A 14,636-nucleotide genomic window follows, 5' to 3' on the forward strand; every position below is an offset into this window, starting at 1 on the left:
CGTGGGGCAAAAGCGCCTCGGGGTTCGACGGCTCGTTCAAACGCACTAAATATGGTTATCCTTCGGCAAGCGCTCGCTTGGCCATGCAGGCCGAATCATCGCTGTGGGGCCGTAAGCGTGTGGTGGGGTCAAAGCTCAAGCACGATGGAACGCTCGGCTACATTAGCCGTGGCGCTGCTCGCCGTAGCGGCCTCAATCCCGCAGGCTGGCATCGCTATGTTCCGATCGCGGTCGTTGTCGCGGTGATTGTCATCGCGCTCGCGGCGCTCGGTTACGCCGGCGGCGGGGCCAATCTGGACGCAATGTTTAAGTCGCCCGAGCTCGCGCATGCAGGCACAGAAGTTGTCGAGGGCGTTCAGACCCAGACGGGCGTCGCGCCCCAGCGCGGCATGGTCGCAGCCGCTGCCACCATTGCCGATGCTCAAAAGGATGAAGGCGAGCAGGGCGATGGCGCCGAAGCGACTCGAACGAATGAAACGACGACAAATCCATCGGCAAGATAAGTTGCTAGTGGGGTAGCAAATTTGGGACGGGGCCTTTTAGCTGCCCGAGTGTCGAATGCCAGCAGCAGCTCATTCGATGTCAGTCGCCAACAGCGAGCGGGCCGCATTTGCGCCAAGGTGACGTGAAATGAGATGGCGCTGACCTTCTGGTCGCGCCCTCGAAAATGAACGTCAAATTGGCGTGAATGCGGCCCGCGCAGCGTCAGCAGGTCCGCCGTTCGGTAGAACGGCGGAACAAATTACCTAACGTACACCACGTTGTCGCGGCGCGGCTTTGCCTCGGGTAGCGTGTCCTCGGCATAGCCCAGAATGCAGTTACCGACACCGCGCAGGCTGCCGTCGGCGGGCAGGCCCCAGCTGGCCAGCAGCTCCAGGCCCTCGGGCGAGTCAAAGACCTCATGCGCGCGATGAATCCAGCACGAATCGACACCCAGTGCATAGGCGGCGTTGAGCAAGTTGCCCATGGCGAGCGAGCCGTCTTCCAGATGTGTGGGCACGCTGCGGTCAACCAGCACCACCACAACGGTCTTGGCGCCATAGAAGGGGTCGCTGTTACTGCCCATGACCTGGGCGTTGAGCTGTGAGAGACGCTCGACGGTCGCGGGGTCGGTGACGGCGACAAACGTCACCGGCTGGCGGCCCATGCCGCTCGGTGCATATTGGCCGGCTTCGATAATACGTGCAAGCTTTTTGGCCTCGACGGGACGATCGCTGTATTTGCGGCAGCTGCGGCGGTGAATGAGCGCTTCGATAGTCTCCATGGTGTCTCCTTGCGGTGGAGTTGCAGATGCCCCGTTCATACCCGTCGGGCTCAAACGATAGACGGTCAAGTGCCCGGCAACAGGAGAGATTCCAATTGGGTAAGTAGGTTTGCATAAAAGTACCTTCAAAATGTGACAAGCCAATGGGATGGTTAAACGTTTTATCCCGTCTGCCCTGCGGTTTTTACCACTTGCCTAAATGACGAACGCATAACCTCTGATAAAGGTTTTACTAAAGGAGTACCAACGTTTATCAACGCGCCGTGGTGGCGCCGGGCCAGGAGGTAACTATCATGTTCCAGGCTGGAGATGTCGTCGAGACCGATTTCGAAGGATTTCTGAAGCTGCTGCGTTCCAAGACACGCGCTTTTGTGACGATTGACGATCACGAGTACTACATCACGCACACCGATGGCTATTGGCGTGTTCAGGATTGCGAGGCCCTCAACGATAAGGGCCACTTTACTGACTGCTCCGAGCTGGTCAACACGCTCTGCGAGGTCGTCGAGCTGCCTTGGATTTGCGGCAAAAGCCTGCACGATAGCTTCTCGGGCGCTACGGTCTACGAGGCTGTCGCCGCTTAACAGGCAATGAAACCCGAATTTCACGTGACCGCTGGCGCCGCCCCCGCGCCGGCGGTCTTTTTCTGCCGATAGGTCATAAAAGTGCAGGCATTTGCGGAGAACCTGTTGACGATAGTCAAAGCTCGGACTAATCTAGAGACACGAAATTGGTCAAAAATCGGACAATCGAATGGTGGGATAGATGAATAGTGCGGTTACGCCGGTCGACTTCGACCGGTTGCTCAATAGACTCGACCATATCTATTCGGAGTTCTCGCGCGCCTGCGGCCTTTCGGACTGCGCTTACTGGATGCTCGTCGATACCAGCACGGCAGGCGGCAGTATTGCCGTAAGCCGTCTGACAAGCGAATGGTTCTACAGCAAGCAGACCATCAACTCGGCAATTAAAACCTTGACGGCGCGGGGCTTCGCAACGTTGGAGTTTGCCGAAGGCAGCCGTAAGAACAAGGTTGTGCGTTTGACCGAAGCGGGCATGCGGTTTGCCGAGCAATATGCGCTGCCGGCGCAAGAAGCCGAGCAACAGGCTTTCGAAGTGCTCGAGCCCTGGGAACAGCGCGAAATCATGCGCCTAATCGAAAAATTTTCCCATGCGCTCGGCGATGAGTGCGATGTCTTTAAGCAGCATATCGCTGCCGAGAATCAAGGTGAGGGTGAGTCGTGCGACTGTTAATGAGGTTTTTGAAGCCCTATCGAGGGCTTGTCGCAGTGACGCTGCTGGCGCTGCTGGTGGATAACGTCGGTACGCTGTTGGTTCCCACGATGCTGGCGAACATGGTCAACACCGGCATTACCACGGGCGATGTCGACTACATCTTATGCAACGGCCTATACATGTTTATCGCGACGAGCATGGCTAGCGGCGGCACGGTGCTGGGCTGCTATCTTTCGGCGCGTCTGGCGGCTAACGTGGCCTGCGACATCCGCAATGCCGTCTACGACAAATCACTCGAGCTGTCTGCCAGCGATTTTGAGCGCTTTGGCACCGGATCGATGATCACGCGCTCACTCAACGACATCAACGTGATTCAACAGGCTGTCCTTCAGACGATTCAGCTGGTGCTGCCCGTGCCGTTCTTGGCTGTGGCGGGCATCATCTTCGCCTGGTTTATCGATCCGGCTATGGGCGTGCTTCTGGGCGTCGTGGTTGCGATCGTGCTGGTTGCGGCGGTCTTTACGGTTGCCAATGCGGCACCGATTTTTATGCGATTGCAGGGTTTTATCGACCGCATGAACGTGGTGCTGCGCGAGAACATCGTGGGCGTGCGCGTCATCCGTGCGTTTAACAAGGAGCGTCGTGAGGAACAGCGCCTGGACGAGGTGTTTAGCGACTACGCCGCCAACGCCATAAAGGTCAACCACCTGTTTGTGGGCCTTGACAGCTCCAGCTTCTTTTTGATGAACATCGCCGAGGTGGCGGTGCTGTGGGTGGGCGGTAACCGGGTGGGCGCCCACGCCATGCAGATTGCGAGTATCTCGGCGGTGCTGGAGTATGCAATTCTGATCCTGTTCTTTGTGATGATGGCCCAGATGGTGGTGCTGACGCTTCCGCGTGCTGCCGCGTGCCTGAACCGTGCGCAGCAGGTGTTGGAGATTGAGCCGAGCATCGTGGACGGCGAGCGTACGCTGGGTGACGGGACGCCTGCCTCCGAGGACGATGCGGATGCTGTTGCCGTGTTCGACCACATGTCGTTTCGCTTTGACGACGCCGACGAGGATACCCTGTGCGACCTGAGCTTTGCCTGTCGTCGCGGTCAGACGACCGCGATTGTGGGCTCGACGGGCTCGGGCAAGTCGACGGTGGCAAAGCTTCTGCTGCGCTTCCACGATGCCACCAAGGGCGCCATTCGCCTGGACGGCATCGATCTGCGCGAGCTTTCGCAAGATGAGATTCGCGGGCGCATCGCCTATGTGCCGCAGAAGGCGTGGCTGTTCTCGGGCACCGTGGCAAGCAATCTGCGCTTTGGCAACGAGGACGCGACCGAGGCGGACATGCTTCATGCGCTGCAGGTTGCCCAGAGCACCTTTGTGCTCGATCAGCCGCAGGGGCTCGATACTCCGGTTGCCCAGGGCGGTACGAACTTTTCGGGCGGCCAGCGCCAGCGTCTGGCAATCGCCCGTGCGCTCATGAAGCATGCCGATCTGTATATCTTCGATGACAGCTTTTCGGCCCTGGACTTTAAGACCGATGCGGCCTTGCGCCATGCGCTGCAGGACGAGACGCGCAACGCCGCGGTGCTCATCATCGCGCAGCGCATCTCGACGATTTTGCATGCCGACCAGATTGTCGTGCTCAAGGATGGCGAGGTCGTGGGCCTGGGCGCGCACGAGGAACTTATGGAAACCTGCGAGGTGTACCGCGCCATCGCGGAATCGCAGATGAAGGGAGGTGAGTAGCATGACCGAGGAGCTCAAGAAGCGCAGCGACGCTATCGATGCCGTCGTTGTGGACGCGGCCGAGGAAGCGGTCGAGCAGTCTGCCGCGTCGACCGAGCTGGATGCCGCCGCCAGGGCCGCGGCCGAGCGCGAGGCTCGTCGCCAGGCGCTGTACGAGGAAAACGAGCGCGCCGAGGACGAGCGCGCCCGTGCCGAGGCAGAGCGTATGCGCGACGTGGACGACGAAGAAGAGGACGAGACGCCCCGGGATACCTGGGCGACGGTGCGCCGCTTGTGGAGCGAGGCCGCCGGCGACCATTGGCGCTTCTATATTGTATTCGCGAGCATTGTGTTCTACGTCATCTTTAACACCGCCGCGCCGGCATATAGCGCCCATGTTATCGACGAGCTGTGGGGCCATATACAGGTGGCGTTTGCCAGCGGAACGACCTTCAGCATCACCTGGGACCAGTGCGGTAAGACCATCTTTGTCTACTTTTTGATCTGGACGGCCGCCGGATCGTTCTATGCGCTGCAGAGTTTTTTGATGTCGAGCGTCGCCGAGCGACTCAACTTGCGTCTGCGCAACCGCATCGCGCAGAAGCTCAGCCGCCTGCCGCTCGCCTACTTTGACGCGCATCGCCCCGGTGAAGTGGTCAGCCGTGCGACCAACGACTTGGACAAGATGTCCGAGAGTATGCAGCGCGGATTGCTGCAGCTGCTGGTATCGATCGGTACCGTGACGGGTGCCATCATCATGATGTTTGTCTATAGCGTCAAGCTCACGTTGGTCTTTTTGGGCTTTACGGCGGTATCCTTGCTGGTGACCAAGGTGGTTTCGCGCCGAACGCATGATGTGACGGGCGAGCGTCAGGAGTGGGTGTCCAAAATCACGAGCGCGGTCGAGGAAGGCTATTCAGGCCGTTTGGTGATTCGCGCATTCAACCGCGAGCATCAGAGCTCTGCCGAGGTGCACGAGGCCTCGAGGGAGCTAGCGCGCGTGAGTACCAAGGCCGACTTTATGATCAATGCCGTAGGCCCTGCGGTTCGCTTTATCGGCCGTTTGGCGCAGATCGTGATCGCGCTGGTGGGCTGCAGCATGCTGGTCGCCGGCCACATGACCGTCGGCGTGTTCCAGGCGTTCTTCCAGTTTATCTACGGGGCGTCCGAACCCATGACGCAGCTGTCGTTCACTTTCAACTCGCTGCAGAGCGCGCTGGCGAGTGCGGAGCGCGTGTTCGACCTGCTCGATGAGCCCGAGATGGAAGCCGATCCGCTGCCGGGGGAGGCCGCCAGGCTGCCGGGTCGCATTGAGGGCCGCGTCTCCTTTGAGCACGTGCGTTTTGGTTATTCGCCCGACAAGCCGCTTATGCGCGACGTGTCGTTTATCGCCGAGCCGGGCCAGAAGATTGCGGTGGTGGGAACCACGGGCGCAGGCAAGACCACGCTCATCAACCTGCTCATGCGTTTTTACGAGATCGATGGCGGCCGCATTACGCTCGACGGCGTGGACACGAGCTGTATGGACCGCGGTGAGCTGCGACAGCAGTTTGGCATGGTGCTGCAGGACGCCTGGCTGTTTGACGGCACGATTGCCGAAAACATCGCCTACGGCTGTCCCGAGGCGACGCGCGACGAGATCGTGGCGGCTGCGCGCGCCGCGCAGGTCGACTTCTTTGTGCGCACCATGCCGCAGGGTTATGACACGCGGGTGGCCAACGATGCCGAGAGCATTAGCCAAGGGCAGCGTCAACTGCTGACCATCGCACGCGTGCTGCTCAACAACCCGGCGATTCTCATCCTGGACGAGGCGACGTCGAGCGTGGACACGCGCACCGAGCTCGCCATCGGCCGTGCTATGGATGCGCTTATGCGCGGGCGCACGAGTTTTGTGATCGCGCATCGCCTGTCGACGATCGTGGACGCCGACCTGATCTTGGTCATGGATCACGGCAACATTATCGAGCAGGGCACGCATAAGGAGTTGCTGGCTGCCGAGGGCGCCTACGCCGACCTCTATCTGAGCCAGTTCGCATAATGTGACATGGGGACGGCCCCCTTGTCGCATCGGAAATAAGGCGCGCCGGGGATAGATTCCCTGGCGCGCCTTTGCGCTGGCATGAATGTTGTCATTGGCCGTCCGCGTCTAGCGTTCGTCCACAAGTTTGGCAACGAGGGCTTTGAGCTCGGCTACCTCTTGCTCGAGTTCTTTGACGCGGCGGGCGTTCTCGGTGATGCCCTGACGGTTGAGGGCGGACTGCTCGGCGGCATCGTCAGGCATGTACTCGCGGTGCTGCTTGGCGTCGAAGCTCTCCTCGAACACGCGGCAGCCGTTGCGCTTGATGATGCGTCCCGGTACGCCCACGACGGTGCAGTTGTCGGGCACGTCCTTGACGACAACCGAGTTGCCGCCGATTTTGACGTTGTTGCCGATGCGAATGTTGCCGAGCACCTTGGCGCCCGTGCCCACGGTGACGTTGTTGCCCAGGGTGGGGTGGCGCTTGCCGGTTTCGTTGCCGGTGCCGCCAAGCGTGACGCCCTGGTAGAGCACGCAGTTGTCGCCCACGATGGTGGTTTCGCCGATGACGACGCCCATGGCGTGGTCGATAAAGAAATGCTTGCCGATCTGTGCAGCGGGATGAATCTCGACCCCGGTGATGTGGCGGGTGATTTGCGAGAGCACACGGGCGAGCGAGCGATGACCGTGCTCCCACAGCCAGTGCTCGGGCACGTGGTTCCACTTGGCGTGCAGGCCAGGATAGGAAAGGAAGATGACCAGACCGTTTTGCGCGGCGGGGTCCTGCGTCTGGACGGTCTTGATGTCCTCGCGAATGGTATTGATAAAGCTCACCGGCCGCCCTCCCTTAGCGCCATGGCAATGCGATTCAATAAAGTATAGCGATTCGCTAGGGATTAGGAAGAATAATCTTGGCGGCTTTGCATGACAGGTGTCAGTTATGCAAACTTGCTGGTAATGGAGTCATGCTTTTGTGGGGTTGCGCACGAGGGGGCACCGCAACCGTATACTGGTCAACTTGGACGTATCCGCGCCCACAACTGAGAGGTTTTACTTCATGGGTTTCATCAATTTTATCGCCGAGCTACTCAAAGACCCGCGCACCGCGATTGCCAGCTGGATCGCCGCCGGCCCGCTTATGGCCTACGGCTGCGTGTTCCTCATTATCTTCGTTGAGACAGGCGTGGTGTTCTTCCCGTTCCTTCCCGGCGATTCACTGCTGTTTGCTTCGGGCTTCTTTGCCCATAACGGTGGCTTTAACATCGTGGCCCTGCTGGCCGTAGCATGGGCCGCTGCCATCCTGGGAGACCAGTGCAACTTTATGATCGGTCACTTCTTTGGCAAAAAGATCATCGCTTCGGGCAAGGTCAAGGCCATGACGCCCGAGCGTATCAAAAAGTCCGAGGACTTCTTGGACAAGTGGGGTCACCTGGCCATCTTCCTCGGCCGCTTCTTCCCGTTTATCCGCACCTTTGTGCCCTTCATTGCCGGCATGGGCGGCATGCACTGGCGCAACTTTGTCATCTACAACGTGCTGGGCGGCATTACCTGGTCGACGGTCTTTACACTGCTGGGCTACTTCTTTGGTGGCATCCCCTTTGTGCAGGAGCACTTTGAGTTGCTGATCATTGGCATCGTAGCCGTGTCGATCATCCCGACTGTAGTCGGCCTGGTTAAGGCCAAGCTGGGCAAACAGAACGCGTAGGCGTCTAAAACCGATTGGTGCAAAAAGACCCGCCACTTGGATGACGGGTCTTTTTTGTTGTGGGAACGATATGTGGCGTTGAGTGCGAGGCTATTGGACCTCGCTCAACTTCTGCAGCACACGCCCTTGGACCTCAAGGTAATAGGCCTGGTCCTCGGCGGAAAGCGAGCTCTCGTCGACGCTGTCAAATTTCTGTGACCACTCGCTGTACTGCTGCATCATCGATCCGTAGTCGGCAAGCATCGATGCGGTGTCGTCTGAATTCTCGTACTTTTTCATGAACTCGACGTAGCTGTTCATAAACTGCTCGTAGCCGTCCATCATGGCACGGAAATCGGACGAGGATGTGGCTGGGGCGGATTCGGCCTGTGACTCAGTGGCTACCGCATCGGTGTCGTCGGCCGCGTCTGCCTGTTCGCTGTTGTCCTGCGGCTTCTCGAGTTCGATGTCGAGGGACTTTTGGCTACTGTAGTAGGACAAGGTCAGTTTTGCTCCGCTGGGTGCCGTTGCCTCAAAATCATCGGTGCCTTCGCCCGAGAAATCGGTATAGCCAGCTTCTTTGCAAGCTTCGACGTAGCTATCGTAGTCTGCTTGTGAGACCTCTTTCAGCGTTGCCGAGAAAGATTCGGAGCTGTTCTCGTATATCTCACCCTTGTTTGTCTTGGGCTTGGGCAATTCGGTCGCGAGACCGCTGCTGGGCCAGGTGAATGTTTCGACGGTTTTTGAGGGGCCCGAAGAACTGCAGCCGCCCACACAGGAGCTGATGCGTGCCGCGATAATCAGGATAACGAGCACTGCCAGAACGATCGGCCATTTTTTCTTACCTTTGGGCGGCTTGCCGTCAGGCGTCGACACCGTTTGGGGGACGCCATTATCCCTGCTGCCCGAAGCTTCCCAATCCATAGTTGTTCCTTCCCTCGATATGGATGACACTGCTTCGAATTGTGGCTGTGGGCTGCGGGGATTTCATCAGCTGCCAACTGAATCTGGTGAGAAATTCAGTTGGCAGCTGATGAAATTATTTGCCCGGTGTTTAGGATGGGAGGAAAACGTTGGACGGGGGATGGCGGCGTGGACGAGTACAATCTGGCACCCGGCGAACTCATCATCATGCAGACCTCGAATGTGCGCTTGGGCGTTGGCTCTGGTAGCGAGGCTCTCGATGAGATCGTTCTTACAAATATGAATCTAATCTTGGTCGCAACGGTCTGCGAGGGGCTGTTTAAAACTCGACGCTATCTCAAGCGCTGCCCGCTCGATTCGATTCTGTGTTCGGCAGATGTTCCCCAGGCTATCGCAGCGCGTGTGAATAGTACGCCGGTGCTGCGAGTCGCATTTTCGGAGGAGACCGTTACGGTGAGCTTTACCGAAGGCAGCAAGCGCCTGGCCGACCGTTGGGCCGAAAGCGTGCGCCGCGCGGCGGCGGGCAACATCGATGCTATTGATACCTCGGAGCTTCCCTCGGGCACTGCGGCAGAGATTGCAGATTTTGTAGACGGTGCCGTGGGCGTTGTCGGGGCAGTTGGCGACTCCATTGGCAGTGCCTTGGGTGCTTCTCTGAAGGTGCAAAAGCCTCATGCCGAGAACATGGCCGCAAAGGTGACAGCAAAGTGTCCCGGATGCCATGCGCCCGTCGCGGGACGCAAAGGCCAAGGCGTTGTTTGTTCGTACTGCGATACCAAGTTTGTGCTGTAGGGTGAGGTAATCGTGGGTATTGTAAATGTTGCGATTGACTCGCTTGGCGGCGTCCTTACCGATCAATGGAAAGATATTGTCACTGCCAGTCATTTTGACGAGCACGTTGTTGTCGCTCCGGGGGTGCGTAAGGTTGGGCAAAACGGGCGTGGCGGAAACTACGGATCGAGTGACGTTCTGTCCAACGGCTCGCTCATTTTTGTTCCCGAGAACACCGCGGCGTTTATTTTTAGTCAGGCGGGCATCGAGCAAGTTATAACGGAACCGGGCGGTTTTGAGTATCGCGACGGCGAAGCGTCGCTTTTTGATGACCACGACCGTGAGGAGCAGGGCGTCCTCAAAATGGTCCTCGGACAGGCGGCGCGTCGTGTCGGCTATGCGGGTATGTCACCGTCGCAGAAGCGTGTGGCGTTTGTCAATCTGCGCGAAATCCGCGGCATCAGGTTTGGCACGCGTGGACCGCTTGCGTATAACGACTTGTTTTACGGCGCGGATCTTGAGGTCTTCGCGTATGGTCAGCTGTCGCTGCAGGTAGTGGATGCCGAGCGTTTTATCAGGAATTTTCTTCCTGCGAACGTCTATAGCTATTCGTTTGACGACCCGCGCGCACGGAGCATGCTGATTGCAGAGTTTCTGGCTTCGCTCATCGTGGCCACGAATGCCTTGTCGTCCGAGGTCCGAATTTCGCAGCTGCCGTCACACGTCAACGAAATTCGCCATATGATCCTGGACGAGGGCGATAACGCGGGGTCGTGGCAAGATCGCTTTGGCATCAAGCTTGTGCAAGTCGCCATCGAAAACATTGAATTCTCCGATGAGTCGCGCGAGCTTATCAAGAGCTATGCGAAAAAGAAGCTGGATGTTAGCGCTTACGAGGGGGTTTCTAAGCAGGCAGCCGATGTGGCGGCTCAGCAGATGATTGCCGAGGGCGTACGCGAGAACGGGTTTGGCGCCGCGGGCGGCATGGTGCTCGGCATGGGGCTGGCGGGAATGCTCAACCCCCGTAACGCTTCTGTAGAAGGCGGCGCGGGCGCGGTCTGTACGCCGGATACGACGGAGCCCAAGGGGGTGCCAGGGGGTGGTGCCGAGTCCGCGCGGACGCTTGAGGATCAAATAGAGGCCGTTAAGAAATTCAAAGAGCTTCTCGATGCCGGGATTTTGACGCAAGAGGAGTTTGATGCCAAGAAGCGTGAGATTCTAGGGCTGTAGAAGTATGGAAGGGCCGGCGCGATGCCGGTCCTTCTTTGTGCTGCGGAATTATTCGCGGTGCCCTCCGGTTCTACCACTGGGCTGCGTAAATATCGCAGCTTGCGTGCGTGGGCGGATTGTGGACGTCGACCGAAACGGGGGTCGTGGAACCGACGGCGGGGCAGTCGGCAAAGTTGTTATAGCCGGCAACGATGTTGCCCTGCTTATCGCGCAGGATAGCCGATAGGAACACTTGGGTCTTATCAAAGCCGCTCGGAGCGCTTTGGAGTTTGAGCTTTGCCAAGAATGACTGCATGCCGTCTGCCCCAGCGGATTCGGTGCTATCGAAAATTTCGTACACCGGTGCTTCGGTGGCGGTGGCAAGTGTAACGCCGCTGGGTGTGACTGCCTCGAACTCAACGCGCGCGGGAGCGGTGCCGTTTCCCGTCTGATCGCCAAAGTAGACGGTTTGGCCGGGCTCGATGGCGCTGTAGATTTTCTCATCCGTAAAGATCAGGTTGTCGTCCGCATCGTATCCGTAGATCTTAATGGTGGGAAATGCGATAGCGGCAGGGCCGTCGGAGTTTTTAAGGCCGACGCCAAAGTGGACGTACCCGTGCCCATCAACCGACCAGCCTGATTCCGCGATCGAGAGCTCGGCGGATAAACGGTTGGCATTGCTTGCCGTATTTGCTTTTTTGGATGTCGAAACGCCGCCAGACTGGCCGGCTTGCGATGAGGACGTGGGCCCGTTGCTGCTTTCTCGGCCGGCGTGGAACGTCGAGATGGCAATCGCGCCGACTGCCATCAGCCCGGCAAGCATTGCGGTGACGAGTGTCAGTTTTAGCAACAGGCCGCCAAAGGTCCGCGTCCTGCTTTTGCCTGGATTGCGCTTAGGCGCATGCGTACCCGCCGCCATTTGGGCATGGTCGACCTGCCCATCTGTGCCAGAAGATGCCCTGTCGTTTCCCGTTCGAGACGAGCCGGCGAGCGCCCCTGCCATCTCTGCTGCAGACTGAAATCGCGCGCTTGGCTCAAATGAGCAGGCGCGCGTGATGGCATGGACGAGCGTCGCGGGTGCATTATCAAGATTCTTCTTAAGAATCTGCTCGTAAGCCTCGTCATCGGGCCGGACACCCGTAAGCGCAAAGCCAAGAACGCGTCCGATGGAGTAGACATCACTTCGCGCATCGGTCTGGGCAAAGCCGTATTGTTCGGGCGAGGCGAACCCCCAAGTTCCGAGGGAGGTCGTGTCCTTGCTTGCCCCTTCGACGCGCATGCGGGCAATACCAAGGTCGATGAGGTGTGCGCCGTTTGCGGCAACCACGATATTGTTGGGGGAAATGTCACGGTGGACGATACCGTGTCTGTGGAGCTCCTCGGCCGCCTCGCAAAGCTCGATGCCAAGCGATGTCGTCTCTTCCGGCGTCAACGGCCCATCGGTTTCGATAACTTTGGAAAGCGACCGACCCGGCACAAAGTCGTAGACGACAACAAAGTGCTCGGGTAGTTCGTAGGTCGCCTCGACGCGGGGAAGGCGGGGCGAGCTGCATTCTGTGAGTGCCGACCATACATTGCGGCGGGCAAGCTCCTGTCGAATCTTCTTTCGCACGAAGGGACCGGCTCCGTCAATCGTGACGAGTTCGGTAATGCCGTCTTCGCCGCGTGCGAGCACCTGCTCGACGCGATAGGTGTCGTCAAGGCTCATGGCATGCATGAGCTGGTTGTCGTTCAAGCCGTCCTCCCTTCATGGTAGCTGGGCAAATGCCCCAAAAATAATATGCCAACGATTGTTCTGTTTGTTCAGTTGGCAACTGAATCGCGTATGGAGCCGATAGAGCTGCGGGGCTCGCGCGGACGTGGGCGTCTATTTGAGCGGGTTGGTTCCCAGAAGCGTTTTTTCACCCAGGCGGTAGAGCTCGTCGTCGGTGCACGCTCGGCTCATGCCGCGTTCGATGCACCAGATGACGATGGCGTCGCGGCGATCCTTGCACCAAAGCTCGGCGACGCTGTCGAGTCTCAGAAGGCGCTGCGTCTCTCGAAGCGTGCAGCCGATACCGAGTGCCAACATGATGGCGTGGTCGCGGCCGGGGCGGCTTTTGCCGGCAAAGATGTCGTACACAACGGTCGGGTTAAGGCCCGAGTTGCGTGCGACGTCCGAGCGCTTGATGCGGCGCTCGTCGATGAGGCAGCGCAAGTACGAGGGAAGCGTTTGGTCGACGGTTTCGCCTTCGTCCAGATAGGCGTCGATGCTCGAACTGGCCAACAGCCGCTTGAGCAGGTCTTCCGTCAAGTGTTCGCGTTTGTTCTGAGTAGCCAAGGGGGCTCCAATCATCGTCTCGACTTAGAGTATATCGATAGGGCGGTCGCGGGGCGCATGGGGCGAGCGGACGCCGCGGCTTGGAGGACGCCTATTTACCCTGGTGAATTCCGAAGCAAATGAAAATACTTTACTTAGTTAAAGAAAAACGTTTTATCCGACGCGCGCGGGGAGTACAATCTCGTCCATGCGAATCGACGTGCCATCGGCTTCGATGTTGCCCGCGTGTCCCGTCCGGCTCTACGCTCCGGGCGTGCGACGTTGCGACACGGTCGGCCTCGGTCCTTGCGTGCGGGTTCGCGAGTATGCAACTGTGTATGTAAGGAGCGACATATGACTGTCGAGAAGAAGGATATCGATTGGGGTAGCCTCGGCTTTGGCTACATGAAGACCGATTACAGCTACGAGGCTCATTGGAAGGATGGCGAGTGGGACGAGGGCGGCCTGACCACCGACCACACCATGCATGTCTCCGAGTGCGGCGGCATCTTCCATTACTGCCAGGAGGTCTTTGAGGGCCTGAAGGCCTACACCGCCGAGGATGGCAGCATCGTCTGCTTCCGTCCCGACATGAACGCTGAGCGCATGTATAACTCTGCCCAGCGCCTCGAGATGCCCCCGTTCCCCAAGGACAAGTTCGTTGAGGCCGTCAAGCAGGTCGTTTCTGCCAACGCCGCCTGGGTTCCGCCTTTCGGCTCCGGTGCGACCCTGTACGTGCGTCCGTTTATGATTGGCTCTGGTGACGTGATTGGCGTGGCTCCTGCTCCTGAGTACACGTTCCGCATTCTCGTGACTCCGGTCGGTCCGTACTTTAAGGGCGGCCTTAAGCCCGTTAAGCTGCGCGTTTCCGAGTATGACCGTGCAGCCCCGCATGGCACCGGCAACATCAAGGCCGGCCTGAACTACGCCATGTCCCTTAAGCCCACGATGGAGGCCCATCGCGAGGGCTATGCCGAGAACCTGTATCTTGACTCCGAGTCTCGCACCTATGTCGAGGAGACCGGTGGCGCCAACGTCCTGTTCGTGAAAGAGGACGGCACCCTCGTTGTTCCTCAGTCGCACACCGACTCGATCCTGCCCTCCATCACCCGTCGCTCGCTCGTTCAGGTCGCTCAGGACCTGGGCATGACCGTTGATCAGCGTCCCGTCGAGTGGGCCGAGGTCAAGGCCGGCACCTTTGTCGAGTGCGGTCTGTGCGGCACCGCTGCTGTTATCTCCCCGGTCGGCGAGATTGACAACAAGGTTTATGGTGCCGACGAGACCGTGACCTTCCCGGCTGGCTGCACCGAGATCGGCCCTGTTATGAAGAAACTTCGCGAGACCCTGACTGGTATTCAGTCTGGTGCTGTCGAGGATAAGCACAACTGGGTTTACACCGTCGCGTAAGCTGTCTTGTATGTTCGGCCCGAGGGCGACCTTCCTTTCCGGCGCGTCCTCGGACATGAAAGAACCCCCGCTGCGCACTACGTGCGGCGGGGGTTCTTTCATCC

The 14,636-nt window shown here is 58.9% G+C and carries 14 protein-coding genes; 9 read left to right on the forward strand and 5 right to left on the reverse strand.

All coding sequences use genetic code 11. The annotated features are described in order from the left end of the window. Positions 1-83: 83 nt before the first annotated feature. On the forward strand, positions 84-503 hold the full coding sequence (locus tag ACTNB2_RS04445) for a hypothetical protein (RefSeq protein WP_427794361.1): 420 nt from the start codon (positions 84-86) through the stop codon (positions 501-503). Positions 504-742: 239 nt separating this feature from the next. Here ACTNB2_RS04445 and ACTNB2_RS04450 read toward each other — a convergent pair whose 3' ends face one another. Continuing rightward, positions 743-1,264, reverse strand: coding sequence for a nitroreductase family protein (locus tag ACTNB2_RS04450; protein WP_427794362.1), 522 nt, complete (start codon positions 1,262-1,264; stop codon positions 743-745). A 293-nt stretch (positions 1,265-1,557) separates the two neighbouring features. On the opposite strand from ACTNB2_RS04450, the gene ACTNB2_RS04455 reads away from it, so the two are divergent. From ACTNB2_RS04455 to ACTNB2_RS04470, 4 genes are all read left to right on the forward strand, one after another. Then, positions 1,558-1,848 carry a CDP-alcohol phosphatidyltransferase gene (locus ACTNB2_RS04455; protein WP_154517819.1) on the forward strand — a complete coding sequence of 97 codons (291 nt, stop codon included), beginning with the start codon at positions 1,558-1,560 and terminating at the stop codon, positions 1,846-1,848. Positions 1,849-2,029: 181 nt separating this feature from the next. Then, on the forward strand, positions 2,030-2,518 hold the full coding sequence (locus ACTNB2_RS04460) for a MarR family winged helix-turn-helix transcriptional regulator (protein ID WP_441041392.1): 489 nt from the start codon (positions 2,030-2,032) through the stop codon (positions 2,516-2,518). Beyond that, positions 2,518-4,242, forward strand: coding sequence for an ABC transporter ATP-binding protein (locus ACTNB2_RS04465; RefSeq protein ID WP_441041466.1), 1,725 nt, complete (start codon positions 2,518-2,520; stop codon positions 4,240-4,242). The genes ACTNB2_RS04460 and ACTNB2_RS04465 overlap by 1 nt, the downstream gene beginning before the upstream one ends. A gap of 1 nt (position 4,243) precedes the next feature. Then, positions 4,244-6,259 (forward strand): ABC transporter ATP-binding protein, encoded by a 2,016-nt coding sequence (locus ACTNB2_RS04470; protein WP_441041394.1) that lies wholly within the window; start codon positions 4,244-4,246, stop codon positions 6,257-6,259. Between the two features lie 108 nt (positions 6,260-6,367). Here the strand turns inward: ACTNB2_RS04470 and cysE are convergent, their stop codons facing one another. After that, the gene (gene cysE, locus ACTNB2_RS04475; RefSeq protein WP_370450655.1) at positions 6,368-7,072 is read right to left on the reverse strand and encodes a serine O-acetyltransferase; all 705 of its coding nucleotides are present in this window, start codon (positions 7,070-7,072) and stop codon (positions 6,368-6,370) included. Positions 7,073-7,295: 223 nt separating this feature from the next. Between cysE and ACTNB2_RS04480 the strand changes: the two genes are divergently transcribed. Next, positions 7,296-7,943: a VTT domain-containing protein gene (locus ACTNB2_RS04480; protein ID WP_154517831.1), complete on the forward strand. Its 648-nt coding sequence runs from the start codon at positions 7,296-7,298 to the stop codon at positions 7,941-7,943. Between the two features lie 90 nt (positions 7,944-8,033). Here ACTNB2_RS04480 and ACTNB2_RS04485 read toward each other — a convergent pair whose 3' ends face one another. Beyond that, the gene (locus ACTNB2_RS04485; protein WP_441041397.1) at positions 8,034-8,846 is read right to left on the reverse strand and encodes a DUF6591 domain-containing protein; all 813 of its coding nucleotides are present in this window, start codon (positions 8,844-8,846) and stop codon (positions 8,034-8,036) included. Between the two features lie 168 nt (positions 8,847-9,014). Between ACTNB2_RS04485 and ACTNB2_RS04490 the strand changes: the two genes are divergently transcribed. After that, positions 9,015-9,638, forward strand: a complete 624-nt coding sequence (locus ACTNB2_RS04490; protein ID WP_441041398.1) for a hypothetical protein — start codon at positions 9,015-9,017, stop codon at positions 9,636-9,638. Between the two features lie 12 nt (positions 9,639-9,650). Further along, positions 9,651-10,847 carry an SPFH domain-containing protein gene (locus ACTNB2_RS04495; RefSeq protein WP_441041400.1) on the forward strand — a complete coding sequence of 399 codons (1,197 nt, stop codon included), beginning with the start codon at positions 9,651-9,653 and terminating at the stop codon, positions 10,845-10,847. 70 nt (positions 10,848-10,917) lie between these two features. Here ACTNB2_RS04495 and ACTNB2_RS04500 read toward each other — a convergent pair whose 3' ends face one another. Both ACTNB2_RS04500 and ACTNB2_RS04505 read right to left on the reverse strand, forming a co-directional pair. Next, positions 10,918-12,561 carry a serine/threonine-protein kinase gene (locus ACTNB2_RS04500; RefSeq protein WP_441041401.1) on the reverse strand — a complete coding sequence of 548 codons (1,644 nt, stop codon included), beginning with the start codon at positions 12,559-12,561 and terminating at the stop codon, positions 10,918-10,920. Positions 12,562-12,693: 132 nt separating this feature from the next. After that, positions 12,694-13,146, reverse strand: a complete 453-nt coding sequence (locus tag ACTNB2_RS04505; protein WP_138340479.1) for a helix-turn-helix domain-containing protein — start codon at positions 13,144-13,146, stop codon at positions 12,694-12,696. 333 nt (positions 13,147-13,479) lie between these two features. Between ACTNB2_RS04505 and ACTNB2_RS04510 the strand changes: the two genes are divergently transcribed. Further along, a complete protein-coding gene (locus tag ACTNB2_RS04510; protein ID WP_427728837.1) occupies positions 13,480-14,532 on the forward strand; it encodes a branched-chain amino acid aminotransferase in 1,053 nt (350 codons plus the stop codon). The last annotated feature ends 104 nt before the right edge of the window (positions 14,533-14,636 follow it).

Source organism: Collinsella sp. HCP28S3_G2, from assembly GCF_052065125.1.
GTDB lineage: Bacteria > Actinomycetota > Coriobacteriia > Coriobacteriales > Coriobacteriaceae > Collinsella.